Below are 17743 nucleotides of genomic sequence, written 5' to 3' on the forward strand. Positions count from 1 at the left end.
TCAGAGCCCTTTTCTTGCATGCTGTAGAGGAAGCGCGGTCACGTGCGTGTCGAGAAGGAGTCGGCCAGGCCGTTCAGGATCTTCCGCCTGCTCGGGGTGCAGCAGATAGACGGGCTCGTCCTCGCACAGGCGCGTCCACGCCTCAGCATCCACAACGGCTGTGTGTTCCTTCTCCACCCACACCATCAGCCCGCGGACCTCGTGCACGAGGCTGCCGTCGTAGTCGAACACGACAGCTGTCGATCCGGCCTCGTCCTGGATCTCGCAGGCCTGGGTCAGGCTCAGGCCGGGACCGCCAAAGTAGGACACCCCGGCCCGCGCCAGGCGCACCAACAAAGGCATCAGTTCCGTACGTCGCTCGTCGTCGCTACGCCAGTACAGGCACAGGCTCGGGCCATAGGGATGCAGCCCATGTAGCGGCGCGTCGCTGCGCACCCATTCGGCAATGTCCGGGTCGGGAGACAGGGGAGTGCGATACATCGTCCCAGGCCCGGCCGGCGGCAGTCCCCGGCGGCGGCAGGAAGGGCATCCGCGACAGGCCGGCATCGTGAAATAGCTGTGGACGGTGTAGTACTCCACCAGATCATCGGCCATGCACCGCCGACGCAAGAGCAACTGTTCCATCCGTTGCAAAGCGCTGTCCTGCGCCACCTTGATGTCTTGACGAACTCGGTTGATGGCGTCGGCGAAGTAGTCGCGATTGTTCGTCTGCCCATCTTTGAGCACAACGTCGACGAGATCTGGCGCCTGCTCGTAGAACGCATTCAACCGCCGATCCCACGCCTGGTCGTCCTCATCCGGCGTTCGCCGCGGTGGTTCGGGGGGCAGGATCTCGATCAGCCCGGCCCGCACCATGAAGTTGAGGATCTGTTCGTTCCAACTGCGGTGGCGCTTGTAGCCCTCGGCCAAGCGAGCCGGCCGATGCGTCAAATTCAGCCGATACAGCGTGCTGTCGGTACGAGGGCGCTGCAGGAACATGCCCTCCCACCAGCGCTCCCACGCCGTAGGCGCGGAGATGAGTTTCTGTCGATTCAGGCTCTGGGCAATGCCTCGGTCCGCGCCAGAGGTGGCGAGGTAGGCCAGGGAGGGGCTACCGTCCCGACCACCGCGTCCGACTTCTTGGTAGTAGCGGTCCACGGTTTCCGGAAGGCAGGCGTGGATGACTGTGCGTACATCGGCGAGATCGACTCCGAGGCCGAAGGCTGAGGTGCCCACAATAATGTCGAACTGCGTGGCCACGGGGGTGTCCTGGCTGCGACCTGACCACCCGGTCAAAGCGGTACGCCGCTCGTCTTCGGTGGAATCACCATGGACGGTGGCCACCCGATATAGCCCGGCTGAGTGCAGGTGCTGCAGCCACCGCTTGGCGTCCTCACGCCGTGCGACATACAGGGCCAAGGGCTTGGGCAGACGCGTGACTGCTTCCAGCACGGCCTCGGCGCGTTCATCCTCACTGGGGAAGGAGTCGAGGAAGTAAGCGGGCTCCTGCCGCAACTCCGACGCCCACACCAATTTGGCTTGCCGCGGCTGGGCGAAAAGGTTCTCGAGCGTGTTCACCTGCTGCTGCGTGAGAGTGGCACTCATGGCTACGGTGCGCGGAGCCCGCCGTTTGCCGGCTGCGCTGATCCAGTTGCGCCGCTGCGCGGCCAGGGACTGAAACGCCGTGCGGAAGTCGTTGCCCCACTGCTCGACAAGGTGAGCCTCGTCCAAAATGAGGTAGTGCAGATGCCTCGCGCTGGCAGCCTCCAGCAGGGCCGCTTGCAACCCCATGGTTACGGCTTCCGGGGAGGCCACGACCAGACCTTGGCGTCCGGAGACGATGTCGTCGCGGATACGCTGCTTGGCAGCGGCATCCAGCGAGCCGATATAGGCATATCGGCGCTGGCGGCCGTGGGGGTCGCTGCGCCCGAGCAGGCTGCGGATGCGGCGCTCCATGTCGAGGGCCAGCACCACGGTGGGAACCACGAGCACTGATACGCCGCCGTGGGTGCCGGCCAGCAGACACGCGGCCAGAGCCACCGGTGTTTTGCCGTGCCCAGTGGGAAGACAGACGATCGCCGTTTCCCCCGGCGGCATTATCGCCAGCGACCGCGCGGCCTGCTGCTGCCCCCGGGACAGGTAGTGGTGGTAGCCGTTGGCATGGGTCCAAAAAGGGTCGGCGGGTGTGTGGTCCAACGTTCGCCGCATCGCAGAGTCAGTCCCCAAGACGGCGTGACGCACCTGGTCCAGTGCTGCCTCTTCGGCTGCAACAGACCCCTGTGCCGGCGCCCACGGCACACCGCGCAGCAAGACTCGCTCGCCGTCGAAGACCACGTCCACGCCACCCATCCGCCACTGCTCACGCGTTGGTAGCCCCGTACGCAAGGGGACTGGAAGAGGATTGGCGTTGCCCAGGGCCTGGGCCCGCAGCAGGATTTGATGTGTCAACGTGACCACGTCACGCCATCCGCTCTGGCCACTGCCCAGCCCGGCCAGTGCATCGCCCAGACGGCGCACCGTGCCCGCCTGGGCCACATCCGTAGCTGCTGCCGGCCAAGCCGCGAATAGACGCCGGGTCTGTCCCCACTCGTCTGCGCTCATGCCTGCACGGACTCCAACCCGCGCCGCACGACACACACGGCCGCCACAATACGAATCACCGGACGGGACAGCCCCTCGGCCAAGGCTTGCAAGACGGCTGCGTCGGTGACCAGGCCTTCGATGTCTCCCACCAGGTGTCCCGCAGCGCGCCGCGCACCGCACTGGGCGTTGAGGACTGCTGCCACCTCCAACGCCTGCTGCTGGGCTTCTTCGCAGGTGGCCGCCAGATTCGTGTACTGGTGCAAGAATTCCAGGGCTGCCTGCGAAGCTTCACGGGCAAAGGAAGCTGCAGCCTCCTGCCCGCCGAAGAGGCCGAAGTACTCATCAGCACGGGCACTGTTGTAATTGCGGTCACCGTTGGTCTTGTCGTACGGCTCATTCAGCCACGCCAGTTGCGCCGGATTGGTCACCGCCCGGTTGGTACCCCCTTCCACCCAGACCCGACGCACGAAGGGAGCTAGGATGCGGTCCGCCTGCCGGCGCAGCGCACGCCCTGCATCGGAACTATTCACCACACAGGACAGGGCGGCGGCAACGTCGGCTTCGACGAGGAAATCAAACCCGTAGTACGGCTGAGGCTCCTCACCACGAGGCATATGGCGGTCGATGCGACGAAAGACTGCGCTTTGCCCCAGGTCGTCGTTAAGGACTGCTTCACTGAGCAGATCCACCAGCGGATTGCCCAACCGGAACAAGCGGGTGCCAGGTTGGCGCAGCGCTGAGGAACGGTTGAACAATCCTGACGCCAGAGCATCATCTGTGATGCGCTGCTGCACCCGCCGCCAATGCCGGGGCGCCAGCAAGGGATGCGCCGAGCGCACAGCGAACTGCACCATCGGCACACCATCAACAGAACGTGTCACATGGGGCAGACGGATTCCTCCGCCATCCTTCTCGGTGTAGCGCAGCATGGCCGACTGGAACTGCTTCCAATCCGTTTCCGCATCGATCAAGGACGTCGGCACACTGCGCAGCCCCTGGCCCGCGGTGTGAATTGACTCCAGAAGATCCATCTTGGCGATCTCCCGCTGCTCTGCCCGCAACTGACGCCGCACCTCTTCCCGCTGAACCAGCAACCCTTCGGGTCCTGCGGCAAAGGCCTGCGCCCACACCCCGTCAAGGGACTGTGCGATGGCGTCCTGCAGAGTGGACGTGGAGGCGTCAAAGACCTCGTAGCCCTCAGTCAGCAGCGTCGCCCACGCCTCGGCGAAGGAAGCATCGCTCCCACTTTCGTCTGCCAGACGGAACTGCGCCGCGGGTACGTCCTGTCCACTCCTTTGCGCGCCGGGGTAGCGGTCGACGCGCCCCAGTCGCTGTTCCAGTTGGTTGGCGGACCACGGCAGCCGCAAATGAAACACGCCGTCGGCCACCTGCAGGTTCAAACCATCCTCTGCGGAGTCATCCGCAACAAGCACCGCCTGTCCCGTGGCACCCGACCAGGCTGTGAGCGCATTCGCGGCATGCCCAGGTTCCCGGCGCCGGGTGTGCTCGGCCACCATCAGACGACCAAAGCGATTATGCAGATATGCGGCTAGATGCCCGGCCAACTGCCCCGGACCGCAGAAGATGACCGACTTCTTCAATTGCCGCATTTGCGGCAGCAGGGTGTCGACGAGCACCTGCATGTCTTCCTGCGTAGGGGAGTGCTCTCCCTCTTCCAGGCTGTTCACTAGGCTACGCTCGACGGCCACCACGGGGGCCGCGGCCAGCAAGGCCATCTCGTGAGCGCTCAAACCGGCCCGTTCGGCAGCCTCAGGGTCAGCGTGCACGCGCCACCGCAGCACGTCCACAACGTCTGCAGGCAACACAGTCGCCCGTGCCGCCAGGACCGCCAGGACCATGCTGTAGGCGCTGCTGCTGCCCGTGGCTGCCTCGTTGTCTAGGTGGTCTTGTACCTGATTCCACCAGTGCAGCACCAACTCGGATCCCGCTTCGCCGCCGCCGGCCGGAGCGGGTATGAGCGTGGGTCGGGCCCGGCCTCGCACCGCATACGCCAGCCCCACTGCCTCGGGGTCGGTGCTCTCCCGCAGCACCGCCTCGCGGCGATGGCGGATCACACGGCGATGGATGCGGTAGGTCTCGCTGAGATGGGCACGCACCTGCGCGACCCGATAGCTGAACTCGCCCTGCAGCGAGGCGTCAACCAACTCGTCCTCGTCGTCGAGCAAGGCCAGGACACCCTGGGCGAGTTCGTGGAAGCGGGTGTCGGCGTCCGGGAGCAGTTTGGCGATGTCCTTGAGGCTTTCGCGGATGATGTAGTTCAAGTCCGGATCCAGCGATTGGACACTGTCTGCCAGGGCCGAGCGCATCGCATAGCGCTGCTCGAATTCAGCTTGCTGGTCCCACCGGTACAGCTCAGGATCCAGCAGGTGCAGCAGTCCCAGGTTGGTCAGGTAGTGTGACGTGACGGGCGTTGCAGACAGCAGCAGTAACCGCTCGGCCGAGTGGGCAAGACCACGCAGTTCTCGATACGGCGACTGCTGTGGGCTCGACTGCACCAAAGCGTGCGCCTCATCCACGACTAGCAGCGCAGACCCCTGGTAGGCCTGCCACTTTTGTGGCGTCTCATGTGAGGTGACAACCAGACGCTCCACCGGGAAGTCTCCGATGTGAAACTTCTCCTGAAGCTCCCTCAGCCATTGTCGGCGGAGTGCGGCAGGGCAGACGATCACGACATGCGCAGTCGGATCGTCCAGCAGCACCTGCCGGATCACAAAGCCTGCCTCGATCGTCTTCCCCAGTCCCACCTCGTCGGCCAACAGATAACGCTGGACGGGATCGGACAACACTGTTAGTGCCGCCTCTACTTGGTGTGGGTAGACCTCCACCGAAGAGGACAAGAACGTGCCCATCCCGGCACATGCGCCCCGTTGCCGCATCAGACTGTGCAACATCGGCAATCGGGCGTCCCGGAAGGGCGCTGTGCTGCCCCCGCGCACGGCGAGATTGGCCACCGGATCTTGCACCGGACGATCCCAGCGGACGTAAAGATCGTCTACGGGTACCGGGAGGTCGTAGTCCGCATTAGGGAACCGCACGATGTACTCGAGCGTGCTGGCATGAACGACGCGGCCGGCGTTCCAAGCCCCATTGCGGCTCTTCCACCAGATGCGCTCCTCGCGGTCGAGCAGCACCCGCTGCGCCGCTGGAGCGGCAACCCATTGCGAGTGCGCAACCATCGTGATGGGCGATTCGAAGTAATCGACGCGAAGGCGTCCCTCTTCTACTTCCCCGACCTTGCCGATCCCCGGTCCGCCCGGTACCCGGACGAAAGCCCCGCACAGGGAATCATCCGCATGACCGTTGTTCATGATCTTGCCCCCCACGTACTGCGCGGCTCGCCCCTCCCTAGGCGCTATAGCCGCATATCCCTCACCATTTGATCACACACCCTTAGGTGATTGAACCCTTAAGGACGCACTGGTTCCGGCAGTGGAGTGCTAGGCATGGCCAAAGGTGTAGCGTGCAACGGATGATAGGGGACACCGGCATCCTCTCGTCGGCCTTCTCGCAGGTTGCACCCCGCAGGAAGCGGTAGCTGACAGTGCGTCGATGGCCGGCCTCGGGCGCGCGTGATCGGCGAGGGCTCGGCAGGGCTAGGTTCTGTCCGGCGGATCATGGTCGGAGCCATAGTTTGATGGCTGCGGTGGTGACGGTGCCGTGGAAGACGTAGGCCCGCTTGTCGTAACGGGTCGCGACGGCCCGGGAGTTCTTGAGCCGGTTGATGGTCCGCTCGACCTCGTTGCGGCGTCTGTAGATTTCGCTGTCGAAGCCGGCGGGCCGGCCGCCCTTGCTGCCGCGTCGTTTGCGGTGGGCCCGCTGGTCCTTCGGCTCCGGGATGGTGTGCTTGATCTGACGTCTTCGCAGGTAGCGGCGGTTTCGGCGGGAGCTGTATGCCTTGTCGCCGCTGAGGTGGCCGGGGCGGGTGCGTGGGTGTCCGCCCTGGGGGCGGGGAACGCGGATGCGGCTGAGGACCTCGATCATCTGCGGAGCGTCACCGAACTGGCCGGGGGTGACGAGCAGGGCCAGGGGGCGGCATCCGCCTTCGCCTGCGAGGTGGATTTTGCAGGTCAGGCCGCCCCGGACCGTCCAAGTCCCTCATCGGGGCGATGGTTTCGGGGCGTGGTCCTTTTTTCGGGACGCGCGGCTTGGTCTTGCGGGCGCCGGCCGCGTGCTGATGAGCACGCCAGGACGTCGAATCCACACCGACCATGCTCCAGTCGATCCGGCCGGCCAGGTCGGCATCCGCCTGGACGGCCGTGAGGATCCGGTCCCACGTGCCGTCCGCCGACCAGCGCCGGTGGCGTTCATAGACGGTCTTCCAGCTGCCGAAACGCTCGGGCAGGTCGCGCCACGGTATGCCGGTGCGGACCCGGAACAGGATCCCGTTGACCACCGAGCGGTGGTCGTTCCACCGGCCGCCACGCCGCCCGGACGGAGGCAGATGCGGCTCCAGCCGCACCCACTCCGCGTTCGTCAGATCACCCCGCCCCACGCCGACATCAACGAGCAGGCCACCCGACAGTCACATGATCCGCCGGACAGGCCCTAGACGACGCGAGGCCAGATCGATGTCGTGGCGGAGTTGGTCGAGGTGGCCGGCCAGGCAAGAGTAGGCATCAGCCCGACCTGCGAACAGGATGACCCGGGTCGGCCTGGGCGGTCATCTCCTTGGCTGCGCGATGTGCTTGGCCGGCGAGGATCGTCGTCAGATGGACAGCGAGCCAGGCGCTGCGGCAGCCGGATCGCGCCTTCAGGGTCCGGGATCGGCTCGTCCTGCACGGTCGGTGTGACCGCTCTTCGTCCCCCACGCGACTGGGCAGCCGTGGTCTCCGGACTCTGGATCTTTCCCGGCGAACCGTAGGCCCATGGCCCCCCTCCCCATGTCGCGTCGGTTGCTTTCGGTTGCGCCACCCTCACGGTGCCGTGAGCGTGAGCCCGTCGAGTAGTGCACCCCCGAAGTGCAGGTGTGTCGTACTCGACATATGATCTGATGGGGTCATGACCGCTCCGAGGCTTACAAAGCCGACCATCGCCGTGCTGGAGGTGCTGCTGGCCGCGACGCACGACGCCCCCGCGTGGGGGCTGAGTATCTGTCGCGACGCGGACCTCGGCTCCGGCACCGTGTATCCGATCCTCGATCGCCTGCTGGAACGAGGCTGGGTGACGAGCTACGACGAGGCCGAACCCCATCCCGGTCGTCCTGCCCGGCGTTACTACGAACTCACGGGCACTGGCCGCGCGCAGGCTCAGGCTGCGCTTGATGCCAGGCGAGCCCGGCGCACGACGCTCGGCCTCGGCTTGTCCGGAGGCACTGCGTGAAATGGTCGACCACGATGCTCCTCGTCCTGGGCGTCGGGGTGGTGGCGGCAACAGCACGAGTGGTATGCGAGTCAGGCGGGGACCCAACGGATCCGCTAACTCTCCTGGCTATCGCCCAAGCGGGCTTTCCCGTGATCGCGATCATCGTTATGCGTCGGTGGGCTGACCAGGTCGAGGGCAGCCCACCGCAGTCCGGGCACTGGAGGTCGCAGGCTGCGTTCAAGGCCACGTGGTGCGCCGCGAAGTTAGCGGGTGAGCGCCGCAACACCCTGAACGCATGGCATGCTCATCTCGAAGGAGATCCAGCCAACGGGGTCGTACTCACTCGACGTCAGCAGCGCCAATATGCCGCGGGCTTCCTTCGTGCGGCGCTGCAGTACCGTCTCCACGATATTGCCCAGCCTCTGTGGCGCCCAGCGGACTGGCTGCTGTCGAAGGGCTCTCGCACGAACGGGTTCATCGCCAGCGTGGTCGGCGCGCAGGCGATCTACATCGTGGATGACGGCGGCATCCCGGCTCTGGTGACAGAGATCTGGGAGCCCTGCGGAGCTTTCGGGGCGGGTCTCTATGTCCTAGCCCGCTGGCTGCGTCGGGTACGGGGCATCGAACTCGCGGCGGTGCAGCCGCCCTCTTCGCCGGAGGAATGACCAAAGGGGCCTTGTGCTGCCTGTGGCTCCTTCCTGTAGACAGTCAGGACACCAGGCACCGAGCGACGACCAGAAACAACCAGAATCAACGATAACCCTCCTGCGCAGGTCAGAGGCGGTCCAGAGGAGTCGACGCAGGCTGGACGCATCCCGCGATTAGTACTGGTCGTAGTGTTGCCGTAGGGCGCAGTGACGCTCAGTCCCGGAGATAGGGCCCGTGCTAGTGGCGTTCACTGGGGACCTTGGTCCAGTCGGCGACAAGCCCCTCCCGACTGTCATTAGGAAGCTCGTCCAGGTTGGGGCGGAGTCCCTCGATGATCTTTGCGACCTCCTGCGGGTCGCGCCGGACGGGCAGACCGAGGTCGTGGGCGATCGTACGGAGGTTCATGGTGGGTCATCGCAATCCAAGATATTTCGCAGCCTGCGCTCCCCACCCACCTGCATTTATGCAGGTCAAGCACAGCGCTCACCAGTCCATACTGCGCGACTACCTCGACTAGATCGCGGGCGTACGACGTCCAAGGCCCGGTTCCCCGTGGGGAACCGGGCCTTGTCGTGCCGGTGCGCGGGTGCGGTGCGCCGCCGACTGGATCACTCTGGGTTTCCCATGAACACCCCAGAGTGAGGAGCGTGCATGCGCCGTTCTCTTGTCCGGGCCCTGACCCGGCCGTTGGTCCTGGCGGCCGCGGCGACCGGCATACCGCTGTTGTCGGCCGCCCCCGCGCCCGCGGACGTCGTCGTCGGCGGCTTCCCGGTCGACATCTCCCAGAGCCCCTGGACGGTCGCGCTGTCCAGCCGTGACCGGTTCGGGGGTACGCGCGCGGGGCAGTTCTGCGGCGGTGTGGCCATCGGCCGGACGACCGTGCTCACCGCGGCCCACTGCATGGGCGAGGACGTCCTGGGGGCACCGCCGAACCGGGTTCGGGACCTGAAGGCCATCGTGGGCCGTACGGACCTGCTCTCGGCGCAGGGCAGGGAGATCCGGGTCCGCAAGGTCCGGGTGAATCCGGGCTACGACAGTGTCAGTAACGCCGGGGACTTCGCCGTACTCACTCTCGCCGAGCCGCTGCCCGACAGTTCGGTCCTCCCGATGGCGGCCACCGGCGATCCCGCCTACGAGCCCGGTACGAGCGCCACGGTCTACGGCTGGGGGGATGTCACGGGCGGCGGCGACTACGCGCGCAGTCTGCGCGCGGCACAGGTGCACGTACTGCCCGACGCACAGTGCGAGGAGGCGTATCCGGGGAGCTCCGACGGCACCTATGTGGCCCGGAGCATGCTGTGTGCCGGGGAGCCGGAGGGCGGGCGCGACGCCTGCCAGGGGGACAGCGGCGGGCCCCTCGTCGCCCAGGGGAAGCTGATCGGGCTGGTCTCCTGGGGGAGTGGCTGCGGTCGGGCGGGCAGTCCCGGCGTCTACACGCGCGTGTCCGAGGTCGTACGGGCGCTGGGCCGGGGCGGTGCCACGGGAGGCCCGGAGAGGGCCGCCGGCGGAGCCTGAGCGTATCCACGGCTACGAGAGCGGGCGGCGCGGTCCCTGAAGCAGGGACCGCGCCGCCCGTACACCGGCCTGTGCCGGAGCTGGCTCGTCGTGGATGCGAGGTGTCAGCGCTCTTCTTCGGAAGCGATGGCCGGCACGGTGGTCAGCCGCTCCGTCTCGTCCTGTATCTCAGCGGCGATCTTCTTGAGTTCCGGCTCGAACTTGCGACCGTGGTGGGCGCAGAAGAGCAGTTCGCCGCCGCTGAGCAGTACAACGCGCACGTATGCCTGTGCGCCGCAGCGGTCGCAGCGATCGGCGGCCGTCAGCGGGCTCGCGGGGGTCAGAACAGTAGTCACGTCGCCTCTTCTCTAGCTCGACGAGCTGTCGTACCAGGGTCAACATCCAACCAGCCCCAAAACGTTCCCGCCCGGGGCTTTTCCTCGAAAGATTTTTTCGAGGCCGGCTGTCTGCTGCCGGTTGGCGGCGAATGTGCCGTATTGCGTGTCTATGTGTCTTACGGGTTCGCGCTGGCTGTCAGGGTTCGTCCGCCCGGCTGGCTTGCCGGTTTGTTCATGAGGACGTGCCCGGAGCCTAAATGGTTCATGCCTCGAAGGGAACGTGATATGTACTTCACTCCATCGAGGGGTCGAACATGCATACGACTCTGGACTACCCTGAGTTCAGATGAGGGTGGCGTTACAACGGCTCTACCAGGCCTCGGTACCCTCTTCACGGCAACCGAAGCCGTGCCCTTACCCAGAAGGGCCCCATCTGAAATTCAGCGAGGAGCGAACCGCGTGACCGCCGAAACGTCCGTGTCGTCCACAGCGCTGCTGGCAGGAGCCGAGCGGGACGGTTCCAACTACACCGCGCGGCACCTGCTCGTCCTCGAAGGGCTCGAGGCCGTGCGCAAGCGCCCGGGCATGTACATCGGGTCGACCGACAGCCGCGGTCTGATGCACTGCCTGTGGGAGATCATCGACAACTCCGTCGACGAGGCCCTCGGTGGCTTCTGCGACCACATCGACGTCATCCTCCACGACGACGGCTCGGTGGAGGTCCGGGACAACGGCCGGGGCATCCCGGTCGACGTCGAGCCGAAGACCGGCCTGTCCGGCGTCGAGGTCGTCATGACCAAGCTGCACGCCGGCGGCAAGTTCGGCGGCGGCTCCTACGCCGCCTCCGGCGGTCTGCACGGCGTCGGCGCCTCCGTGGTGAACGCCCTGTCCGCCCGGCTGGACGTCGAGGTGGACCGCAGCGGCCACACCCACGCCATCAGCTTCCGGCGCGGTGTGCCGGGCGCCTTCGCCGCGACCGGCCCGGACGCCACGTTCGACGCCACGAGCGGCCTGCGCAAGGCCAAGAAGATCCCCAGGACCCGCACCGGCACGCGCGTGCGCTACTGGGCCGACCGCCAGATCTTCCTCAAGGACGCCAAGCTCTCCCTGGAGAACCTCCACCAGCGCGCCCGCCAGACCGCGTTCCTGGTGCCCGGCCTGACCATCGTCGTCCGCGACGAGTTCGGGCTCGGCGAGGGCGGCAGCAAGGGCGAGGAGTCCTTCCGCTTCGACGGCGGTATCAGCGAGTTCTGCGAGTACCTGGCGACCGACAAGCCGGTCAACGACGTCCTCCGCCTCTCCGGCCAGGGCACCTTCAAGGAGACCGTCCCGGTCCTCGACGAGCACGGGCAGATGACGCCCACCCAGGTCACGCGCGAGCTCGACGTAGACGTCGCGATGCGGTGGGGCACGGGGTACGACACGACCCTGAAGTCGTTCGTGAACATCATCGCCACCCCCAAGGGCGGCACCCATGTCGCCGGCTTCGAGACCGCGGTGACCAGCACGATCAACGAGGTGTTGCGTGCCAAGAAGCTGCTGCGCGTCGCCGAGGACGACATCGTCAAGGACGACGCCCTGGAGGGCCTCACGGCGGTCGTCACCGTCCGGCTGGCCGAGCCGCAGTTCGAGGGCCAGACCAAGGAGGTCCTCGGCACCTCGGCGGCCCGCCGCATCGTGAACACCGTGATCTCCAAGGAGCTCAAGGCGTTCCTGACCTCCACCAAGCGCGACGCCGCGGCCCAGGCCCGGGTCGTCATGGAGAAGGCCGTCGCCGCGGCACGCACGCGTATCGCGGCCCGCCAGCACAAGGACGCGCAGCGCCGGAAGACGGCCCTGGAGTCCTCCTCGCTGCCGGCCAAGCTCGCCGACTGCCGCAGCGACGACGTGGACCGCAGCGAGCTGTTCATCGTCGAGGGAGACTCCGCGCTCGGTACCGCCAAGCTCGCACGCAACTCCGAGTTCCAGGCGCTGCTGCCGATCCGCGGCAAGATCCTCAACGTCCAGAAGTCGTCCGTGACCGACATGCTGAAGAACGCCGAGTGCGGCGCGATCATCCAGGTCATAGGGGCGGGCTCGGGCCGGACCTTCGACATCGACGCGGCCCGCTACGGCAAGATCATCATGATGACCGACGCCGACGTCGACGGCTCGCACATCCGGACGCTGCTGTTGACGCTCTTCCACCGCTACATGCGGCCGATGGTCGAGGCCGGCCGGGTGTTCGCCGCCGTGCCGCCGCTGCACCGCATCGAGCTCGTCCAGCCCAAGAAGGGCCAGGACAAGTACGTCTACACGTACTCGGACCGTGAACTGCGCGACAAGCTGCTCGAGTTCGAGAGCAAGGGCGTCCGGTACAAGGACTCCATCCAGCGCTACAAGGGTCTGGGCGAGATGGACGCCGACCAGCTGGCCGAAACGACGATGGACCCGCGCCACCGCACCCTTCGCCGGATCAACCTCTCCGACCTGGACTCCGCGGAGACGGTCTTCGATCTGCTGATGGGCAATGACGTGGCGCCCCGCAAGGAGTTCATCTCCAGCTCGGCGGCCACGCTGGACAGGTCGCGCATCGACGCGTAGCGGCTGCGCCGGGACTGGTCCGACAGCTGCTGGGAGTCGGCCGTCGGCCGGTCCGCAAAGGCCGGCCCGGTCGGCTCCACCCGTGGGTGGAGCCGACGGGCGTTTGCGGATCCACCCACGATCCACCCCTGCTCCGATCTGGCGACCTGCGAACTTCCGTAGCGTCGAAGGCGTCGGCAGCGCTCGCTGCCGCATCTCCCTTCTTCGCCCACGGAGGCTCTGATGTCCGGGCTTGCCAACGCGCTGATGATCGCGGCCGTCGTCGTCCTGGTGGTCGTGCGGCAGTTCCGCGCACAGCAGATAGGCACCTCGAAGCGCTGGTGGCTCGTCCCCGTCGTCCTCGCCGTCGTAGCGCTGCGTGAGCCCGGAGTCGTCGACGCCCACCACCGCACGGAGTCGGTGGCCCTGCTCGTCGTCGAACTGCTCATCGGTCTCGCCACCGGGGCCGGCTGGGCCTGGACCACCCGGATATGGGCGGAGCCGGACGGCACCGTGTGGAGCAAGAGCAGCAAGGCCAGCGTGACCGTCTGGATCATCGGCATCGCCCTGCGCATCGGCCTCTTCGCGCTCGGTGCCGCGATCGGCGTGCACCAGGACAGCTCCGCCCTGCTCCTCGCCCTCGCGGCCACCCTGCTGGTCCGCGGCGGGATCCTGGTCTGGCGGGCCCAGTCCGTCGTACCGGCGGTCGGTGCGGCCACGACGTACGGTGACGACACGGCCTGGTCCACGCGGAAGGAGCGTGTGTGACGGAGAACCCCTGGCTGCGCTGGCCTTCCCGGGAGGCGCTGGGCCGTGAGGGTGCCTCACGGTCCCGGCGGCTGCTCGGCTGGGTCGTGCGGTCACTGGTGATCGGCATGCTGCTGTGGGGCACCTATAACAGCACCCGTGTGAATGGCTGGGCCGGGGTCGCGGCGCTGGCCGGAGTCCTGGTGACCGCCGTCGCCGCCTGGGCGTTCTGGCGCACCACGCTCGCGCACCGGCTCCTGCCGTCGATCATGCTCATCACGACCCTCGTGGGACTCGCGGTCGCGGCGCAGGCGGCCGGCTTCCAGACGGTGTCCCTCGTCATCTGGTGCGGCTGTGCCATTACCGCCCTGGAGCGGCTCCCCCTCGCCGCTGGGGTGCCCGTGACGTCCGTCTCCCTCGCGGCCTACGCCGCGACCAACAACGACGTATGGCTGACCACGACCGTGACGACAGCCGGGCTGGCCCTGGCCGGCTACGTTCTGCGGCTGGACGCCGAATCCCGGGGCACCGCCCAGCGGCTGCTGGCCCATGAACGGGCCGCCCGGGCCGCCGAGACGGAGTCGGCGGCGCTCGCCGAGCGGGCCCGGATCGCGCGAGAGATCCACGACGTGCTGGCGCACAGTCTCTCGGCGCAGCTCGTGCACCTGGAGGCGGCCCGCCTGCTGATCGAGCGGGGCGCGGAGCGGCAGCAGATCCTGGAGCGGGTGGTGGCGGCGCGCGGCATGGCCCGGGACGGCCTCGAGGAGACCCGGCAGGCGCTCTCCGCGCTGCGCGGCGAGCTGACTCCGCTGGAGGACTTCCTGTCGCAGCTCGTCGGTACGACCGCCGGCGCCGAGGTCACCATTACGGGTGAGCGCAAGCCGCTGCCGGTTGAAGCCTCGCAGGCGGTGCGCAGGGTCGCCCAGGAGGCCCTGACGAACGTCCGCAAGCACGCGCCGGGGGCCAAGGTGCGGGTGCGGCTGGACTACGGCGACCGTCAAGTGACGCTGGCTGTACGGGACTCGGGCGGTCCGCCGGGCGAGCTGAGCGAGGCGGGTGCCGGGTACGGTCTGCTGGGCATGCGGGAGCGTGCCGAGCTGCTGGGCGGCTCGCTGGACGCGGGGCCGGACGAGGAGGGGTTCGTGGTGACGCTGAAGGTGCCCGTATGACGGAAGGAGCACAGCCGCGGCCCGCACGGGTCGTCGTCGCGGACGACCAGACCGTCGTCCGGGAGGGCATCGTGATGTTGCTGGGCCTGCTGCCCGGGATCGAGGTCGTGGGAGCCGCGGGGGACGGGGAGGAGGCGGTGAAGCTCGTCGCCGAACTCGCTCCGGACGTGGTGCTGATGGACCTGCGCATGCCCCGGTGCGACGGCGTGGAGGCGACCCGGCGGATCCGGGCCGAGCACCCGGGGACGCAGGTCGTGGTGCTCACGACGTTCGCGGACGACGAGTCGCTGTTCCCGGCGCTGCGGGCGGGGGCGCGGGGTTATCTCACCAAGGACGCGGGAGGGGACGAGATCGTACGGGCCGTACACAGCGTGCTGTCCGGCGACGCGGGGCTGTCGCCCAGCATCCAACGGCGGCTGCTGGAGCGGCTGTCGGAGCCCGAGCCGCGGCCGGTGGCGCCGGCCGAGCCGCCCGACGGGCTCACCGCCCGGGAGATCGAGGTGCTGGTGCTGATCTCCGAGGGGTTCAGCAACACGGAGATCGGCCGGAAGCTGCATGTGTCCACGGCGACGGTGAAGACGCACATCAACAACATCTTCACCAAGACGGGGCTCAAGGACCGCGCCCAGGCGGTGCGTTACGCGTACGCGAAGGGGATCGCACGGCCACCGGTGGGTTGAATCACCTGATGGGGTGAAGAGCGCGGGGAAGAGAAGTCGGGGATCTTCCCGTTCTGTCCATCCTTGGGCATGCAGTCAAGCAACGGTCGTCCCCGCGGAGGCGGGGGTGGCGCCGAGAGTTCGGCCGAGCACCGCGAGGGTCAGGACCAGGCCTCCGCCGAGGCGCCCGGGGGCATGCGGTACGACGACCCGTGGTACGACGCACTGGCTTCCGGCTGGGGTGAGTCGGCCGGTGCCGGCGCGCCCGCGGCCGGGGCTGTACCGGCACAGCAGACGGGCGAGGACGGCGGAGCGGGCGCGGCTGACGTCTACCTGGAGGTGCAGCGGAGCGCGGCGTTCCAGGAAGTGCGCAGCCGGTACCGGCGGTTCGTGGTGCCGGGAGTCGCCGTCTTCCTCACCTGGTACGTGGGGTACGTCGTGACCGCCACGACCGCGCCGGGGCTGATGGCGCGGCCGGTGGCGGGCGCGGTGAACGTGGCGATGCTCGCCGGGCTCGGTCAGTTCCTCACCACGTTCCTGCTCGCCTGGGCGTACGCCCGGCACGCGCGGCTGCGCCGGGACCGCCCCGCGCTCGAACTGCGCTGGGACACCCAGGAGCTGACGCGCTCGGCGCGGGGCGGTGGGCTGTGACGGGGCATCATCAGACGCTGGCGTTGCTCCTGTTCAGCGCGTTCGTGGCCGTCACGCTGGCGATCACGACCTGGGTCAGCCGCAACCGGCATGGCTCGGCGGAGGAGTTCTACGCCGGCGGGCGCCTCTTCTCACCCCTGGAGAATGGTTTTGCCATCGCGGGCGACTACATGTCGGCCGCGTCCTTCCTGGGTGTCACCGGCCTCATCTCGCTGTTCGGCTACGACGGGCTGCTGTACGTGGTCGGCTTCCTGGTGGCCTGGCTGCTGGTGCTGTTCCTCGTCGCCGAACTGGTCCGCAACTGCGGGCGGTTCACGCTCGCCGACGTGGTGGCGGCACGGATGAGCGAGCGGCCGGTGCGGATCGCGACGGGAACTTCCTCGGTCACCGTGTCCGTTCTGTATTTGGTGGCGCAAATGGTCGGGGCGGGCAGTCTGGTCGCGCTGCTGCTCGGGCGGACGAGTCAGGCGGCGCAGGCGTGGACCGTGATCGGCGTCGGCGCGCTCATGGTGATCTATGTGTCGTTGGGAGGGATGCGGGCCACCACCTGGATCCAGATCGTCAAGGCGGTTCTGCTGCTCGGCGGCACGGTCGCGCTCACCGTGCTCGTCCTGCTGCGGTTCCACGGCGACTTCGACCGACTGCTGCTCACCGCGGCCGAGCGCAGTGGACACGGCGACGCCTTCCTGGCACCGGGACTGAAGTACGGCGGGAGTTGGACCGCCCGCTTCGACTTCATCAGCCTGGGGCTCGCGCTGGTGCTGGGCACGGCGGGGCTGCCGCACATCCTGTCCCGCTTCTACACCGTGCCCACCGCCCGGGCGGCCCGGCGTTCGGTGCTCTGGGCGATCGGGCTCATCGGCGGCTTCTACCTGATGACGATCGTCCTCGGCTTCGGCGCGGCCGCGATCGTGGGGCCGGAGGCGGTACGCGGGTCGAACGCGGCGGGGAACACGGCGGTTCCGCTGCTGGCACTCGATCTGGGAGGCGGTGCGGATTCCACCGGAGGAACGGTTCTCTTCGCGATCGTCGCTGCGGTCGCCTTCGCAACCATCCTCGCGGTGGTCGCCGGGATCACACTCGCCTCCTCGGCCTCCGTCGCCCACGACCTGTACGCCTCCCTGCGGCGCCGACGGGCCGAGCCGCGCAGCGAAGTGGCCGTCGCGCGCGTCGCCTCCGTCGGTATCGGTGTGGTGGCGATCGCCCTCGGCCTGCTGGCCCGCGACCTGAACGTCGCCTTCCTGGTGGGCCTCGCCTTCGCCGTTGCCGCGTCCGCGAACCTCCCGGTGCTGATGTACTCGCTCTTCTGGCGCGGCTTCACCACCCGTGGCGCGGTGTGGGCCGTATACGGCGGGCTCGTCCCGGCACTGGGGCTGGTCATGCTGTCCCCCGTGGTCTCGGGCAGCCCCGAATCGCTGTTCCCCGGCGTCGACTTCCAGTACTTCCCGCTCCAGAACCCCGGCCTCGTGTCGATCCCGCTCGGCTTCCTCGCGGGCTGGCTCGGCACGGTCACCTCCGCCGAGGTCCCGGACGAGGCCAAGCACGCGGAGACCGAGGTGCGGTCGCTGACGGGGGCGGGAGCCGCGTAAGT

13 protein-coding genes and 1 pseudogene are annotated in these 17743 nt (G+C 67.8%); 9 read left to right on the plus strand and 5 right to left on the minus strand.

What is annotated here, in order from left to right; all coding sequences use genetic code 11:
- From dpdF to ACQEWB_RS36570, 3 genes and pseudogenes are all read right to left on the minus strand, one after another.
- Entirely contained in the window at positions 1-2580 is a 2580-nt protein-coding gene (dpdF, locus tag ACQEWB_RS36560) for a protein DpdF (protein WP_432838766.1), read from the minus strand.
- The gene (dpdE, locus tag ACQEWB_RS36565) at positions 2577-5891 is read right to left on the minus strand and encodes a protein DpdE (RefSeq protein ID WP_432838768.1); all 3315 of its coding nucleotides are present in this window, start codon (positions 5889-5891) and stop codon (positions 2577-2579) included. The genes dpdF and dpdE overlap by 4 nt, the downstream gene beginning before the upstream one ends.
- Before the next feature lie 304 nt (positions 5892-6195).
- Positions 6196-7075: pseudogene (locus ACQEWB_RS36570) on the minus strand (IS5 family transposase).
- Between the two features lie 506 nt (positions 7076-7581).
- On the opposite strand from ACQEWB_RS36570, the gene ACQEWB_RS36575 reads away from it, so the two are divergent.
- Together ACQEWB_RS36575 and ACQEWB_RS36580 are read left to right on the plus strand one after the other, a co-directional pair.
- On the plus strand, positions 7582-7902 hold the full coding sequence (locus tag ACQEWB_RS36575) for a PadR family transcriptional regulator (RefSeq protein WP_432838770.1): 321 nt from the start codon (positions 7582-7584) through the stop codon (positions 7900-7902).
- 131 nt (positions 7903-8033) lie between these two features.
- Positions 8034-8549 (plus strand): hypothetical protein, encoded by a 516-nt coding sequence (locus ACQEWB_RS36580; protein ID WP_432838772.1) that lies wholly within the window; start codon positions 8034-8036, stop codon positions 8547-8549.
- 220 nt (positions 8550-8769) lie between these two features.
- Here the strand turns inward: ACQEWB_RS36580 and ACQEWB_RS36585 are convergent, their stop codons facing one another.
- Positions 8770-8937, minus strand: coding sequence for a hypothetical protein (locus tag ACQEWB_RS36585; RefSeq protein WP_432838774.1), 168 nt, complete (start codon positions 8935-8937; stop codon positions 8770-8772).
- Between the two features lie 246 nt (positions 8938-9183).
- Here ACQEWB_RS36585 and ACQEWB_RS36590 point away from each other — a divergent pair, with 246 nt between their 5' ends.
- Positions 9184-10047 carry a serine protease gene (locus ACQEWB_RS36590; RefSeq protein WP_432838776.1) on the plus strand — a complete coding sequence of 288 codons (864 nt, stop codon included), beginning with the start codon at positions 9184-9186 and terminating at the stop codon, positions 10045-10047.
- A gap of 104 nt (positions 10048-10151) precedes the next feature.
- Here ACQEWB_RS36590 and ACQEWB_RS36595 read toward each other — a convergent pair whose 3' ends face one another.
- The gene (locus ACQEWB_RS36595) at positions 10152-10382 is read right to left on the minus strand and encodes a DUF7455 domain-containing protein (RefSeq protein WP_432838778.1); all 231 of its coding nucleotides are present in this window, start codon (positions 10380-10382) and stop codon (positions 10152-10154) included.
- A gap of 441 nt (positions 10383-10823) precedes the next feature.
- On the opposite strand from ACQEWB_RS36595, the gene ACQEWB_RS36600 reads away from it, so the two are divergent.
- From ACQEWB_RS36600 to ACQEWB_RS36625, 6 genes are all read left to right on the plus strand, one after another.
- Positions 10824-12947: a DNA gyrase/topoisomerase IV subunit B gene (locus ACQEWB_RS36600; RefSeq protein WP_432838780.1), complete on the plus strand. Its 2124-nt coding sequence runs from the start codon at positions 10824-10826 to the stop codon at positions 12945-12947.
- A 222-nt stretch (positions 12948-13169) separates the two neighbouring features.
- The gene (locus ACQEWB_RS36605) at positions 13170-13694 is read left to right on the plus strand and encodes a DUF1453 domain-containing protein (protein ID WP_432838782.1); all 525 of its coding nucleotides are present in this window, start codon (positions 13170-13172) and stop codon (positions 13692-13694) included.
- Positions 13691-14842, plus strand: coding sequence for a sensor histidine kinase (locus ACQEWB_RS36610; protein ID WP_432838784.1), 1152 nt, complete (start codon positions 13691-13693; stop codon positions 14840-14842). Before ACQEWB_RS36605 ends, ACQEWB_RS36610 begins: the two co-directional genes overlap by 4 nt.
- The gene (locus ACQEWB_RS36615; RefSeq protein WP_432838786.1) at positions 14839-15522 is read left to right on the plus strand and encodes a response regulator transcription factor; all 684 of its coding nucleotides are present in this window, start codon (positions 14839-14841) and stop codon (positions 15520-15522) included. Before ACQEWB_RS36610 ends, ACQEWB_RS36615 begins: the two co-directional genes overlap by 4 nt.
- A 69-nt stretch (positions 15523-15591) precedes the next feature.
- Positions 15592-16152 (plus strand): DUF485 domain-containing protein, encoded by a 561-nt coding sequence (locus ACQEWB_RS36620; protein WP_432838788.1) that lies wholly within the window; start codon positions 15592-15594, stop codon positions 16150-16152.
- A complete protein-coding gene (locus ACQEWB_RS36625) occupies positions 16149-17741 on the plus strand; it encodes a solute symporter family protein (RefSeq protein WP_432838790.1) in 1593 nt (530 codons plus the stop codon). Before ACQEWB_RS36620 ends, ACQEWB_RS36625 begins: the two co-directional genes overlap by 4 nt.
- The last annotated feature ends 2 nt before the right edge of the window (positions 17742-17743 follow it).

The sequence above is a fragment of the Streptomyces sp. CA-249302 genome, from assembly GCF_050936785.1.
Lineage (GTDB): Bacteria > Actinomycetota > Actinomycetes > Streptomycetales > Streptomycetaceae > Streptomyces.

Coding starts and splice junctions, on each gene's coding strand:
- dpdF (WP_432838766.1), bottom strand. CDS start 2,580: ATGAGCGCAGACGAGTGGGGACAGACCCGGCGTCTATTCGCGGCTTGG.
- dpdE (WP_432838768.1), bottom strand. CDS start 5,891: ATGAACAACGGTCATGCGGATGATTCCCTGTGCGGGGCTTTCGTCCGG.
- ACQEWB_RS36575 (WP_432838770.1), top strand. CDS start 7,582: ATGACCGCTCCGAGGCTTACAAAGCCGACCATCGCCGTGCTGGAGGTG.
- ACQEWB_RS36585 (WP_432838774.1), bottom strand. CDS start 8,937: ATGAACCTCCGTACGATCGCCCACGACCTCGGTCTGCCCGTCCGGCGC.
- ACQEWB_RS36590 (WP_432838776.1), top strand. CDS start 9,184: ATGCGCCGTTCTCTTGTCCGGGCCCTGACCCGGCCGTTGGTCCTGGCG.
- ACQEWB_RS36605 (WP_432838782.1), top strand. CDS start 13,170: ATGTCCGGGCTTGCCAACGCGCTGATGATCGCGGCCGTCGTCGTCCTG.
- ACQEWB_RS36615 (WP_432838786.1), top strand. CDS start 14,839: ATGACGGAAGGAGCACAGCCGCGGCCCGCACGGGTCGTCGTCGCGGAC.
- ACQEWB_RS36620 (WP_432838788.1), top strand. CDS start 15,592: ATGCAGTCAAGCAACGGTCGTCCCCGCGGAGGCGGGGGTGGCGCCGAG.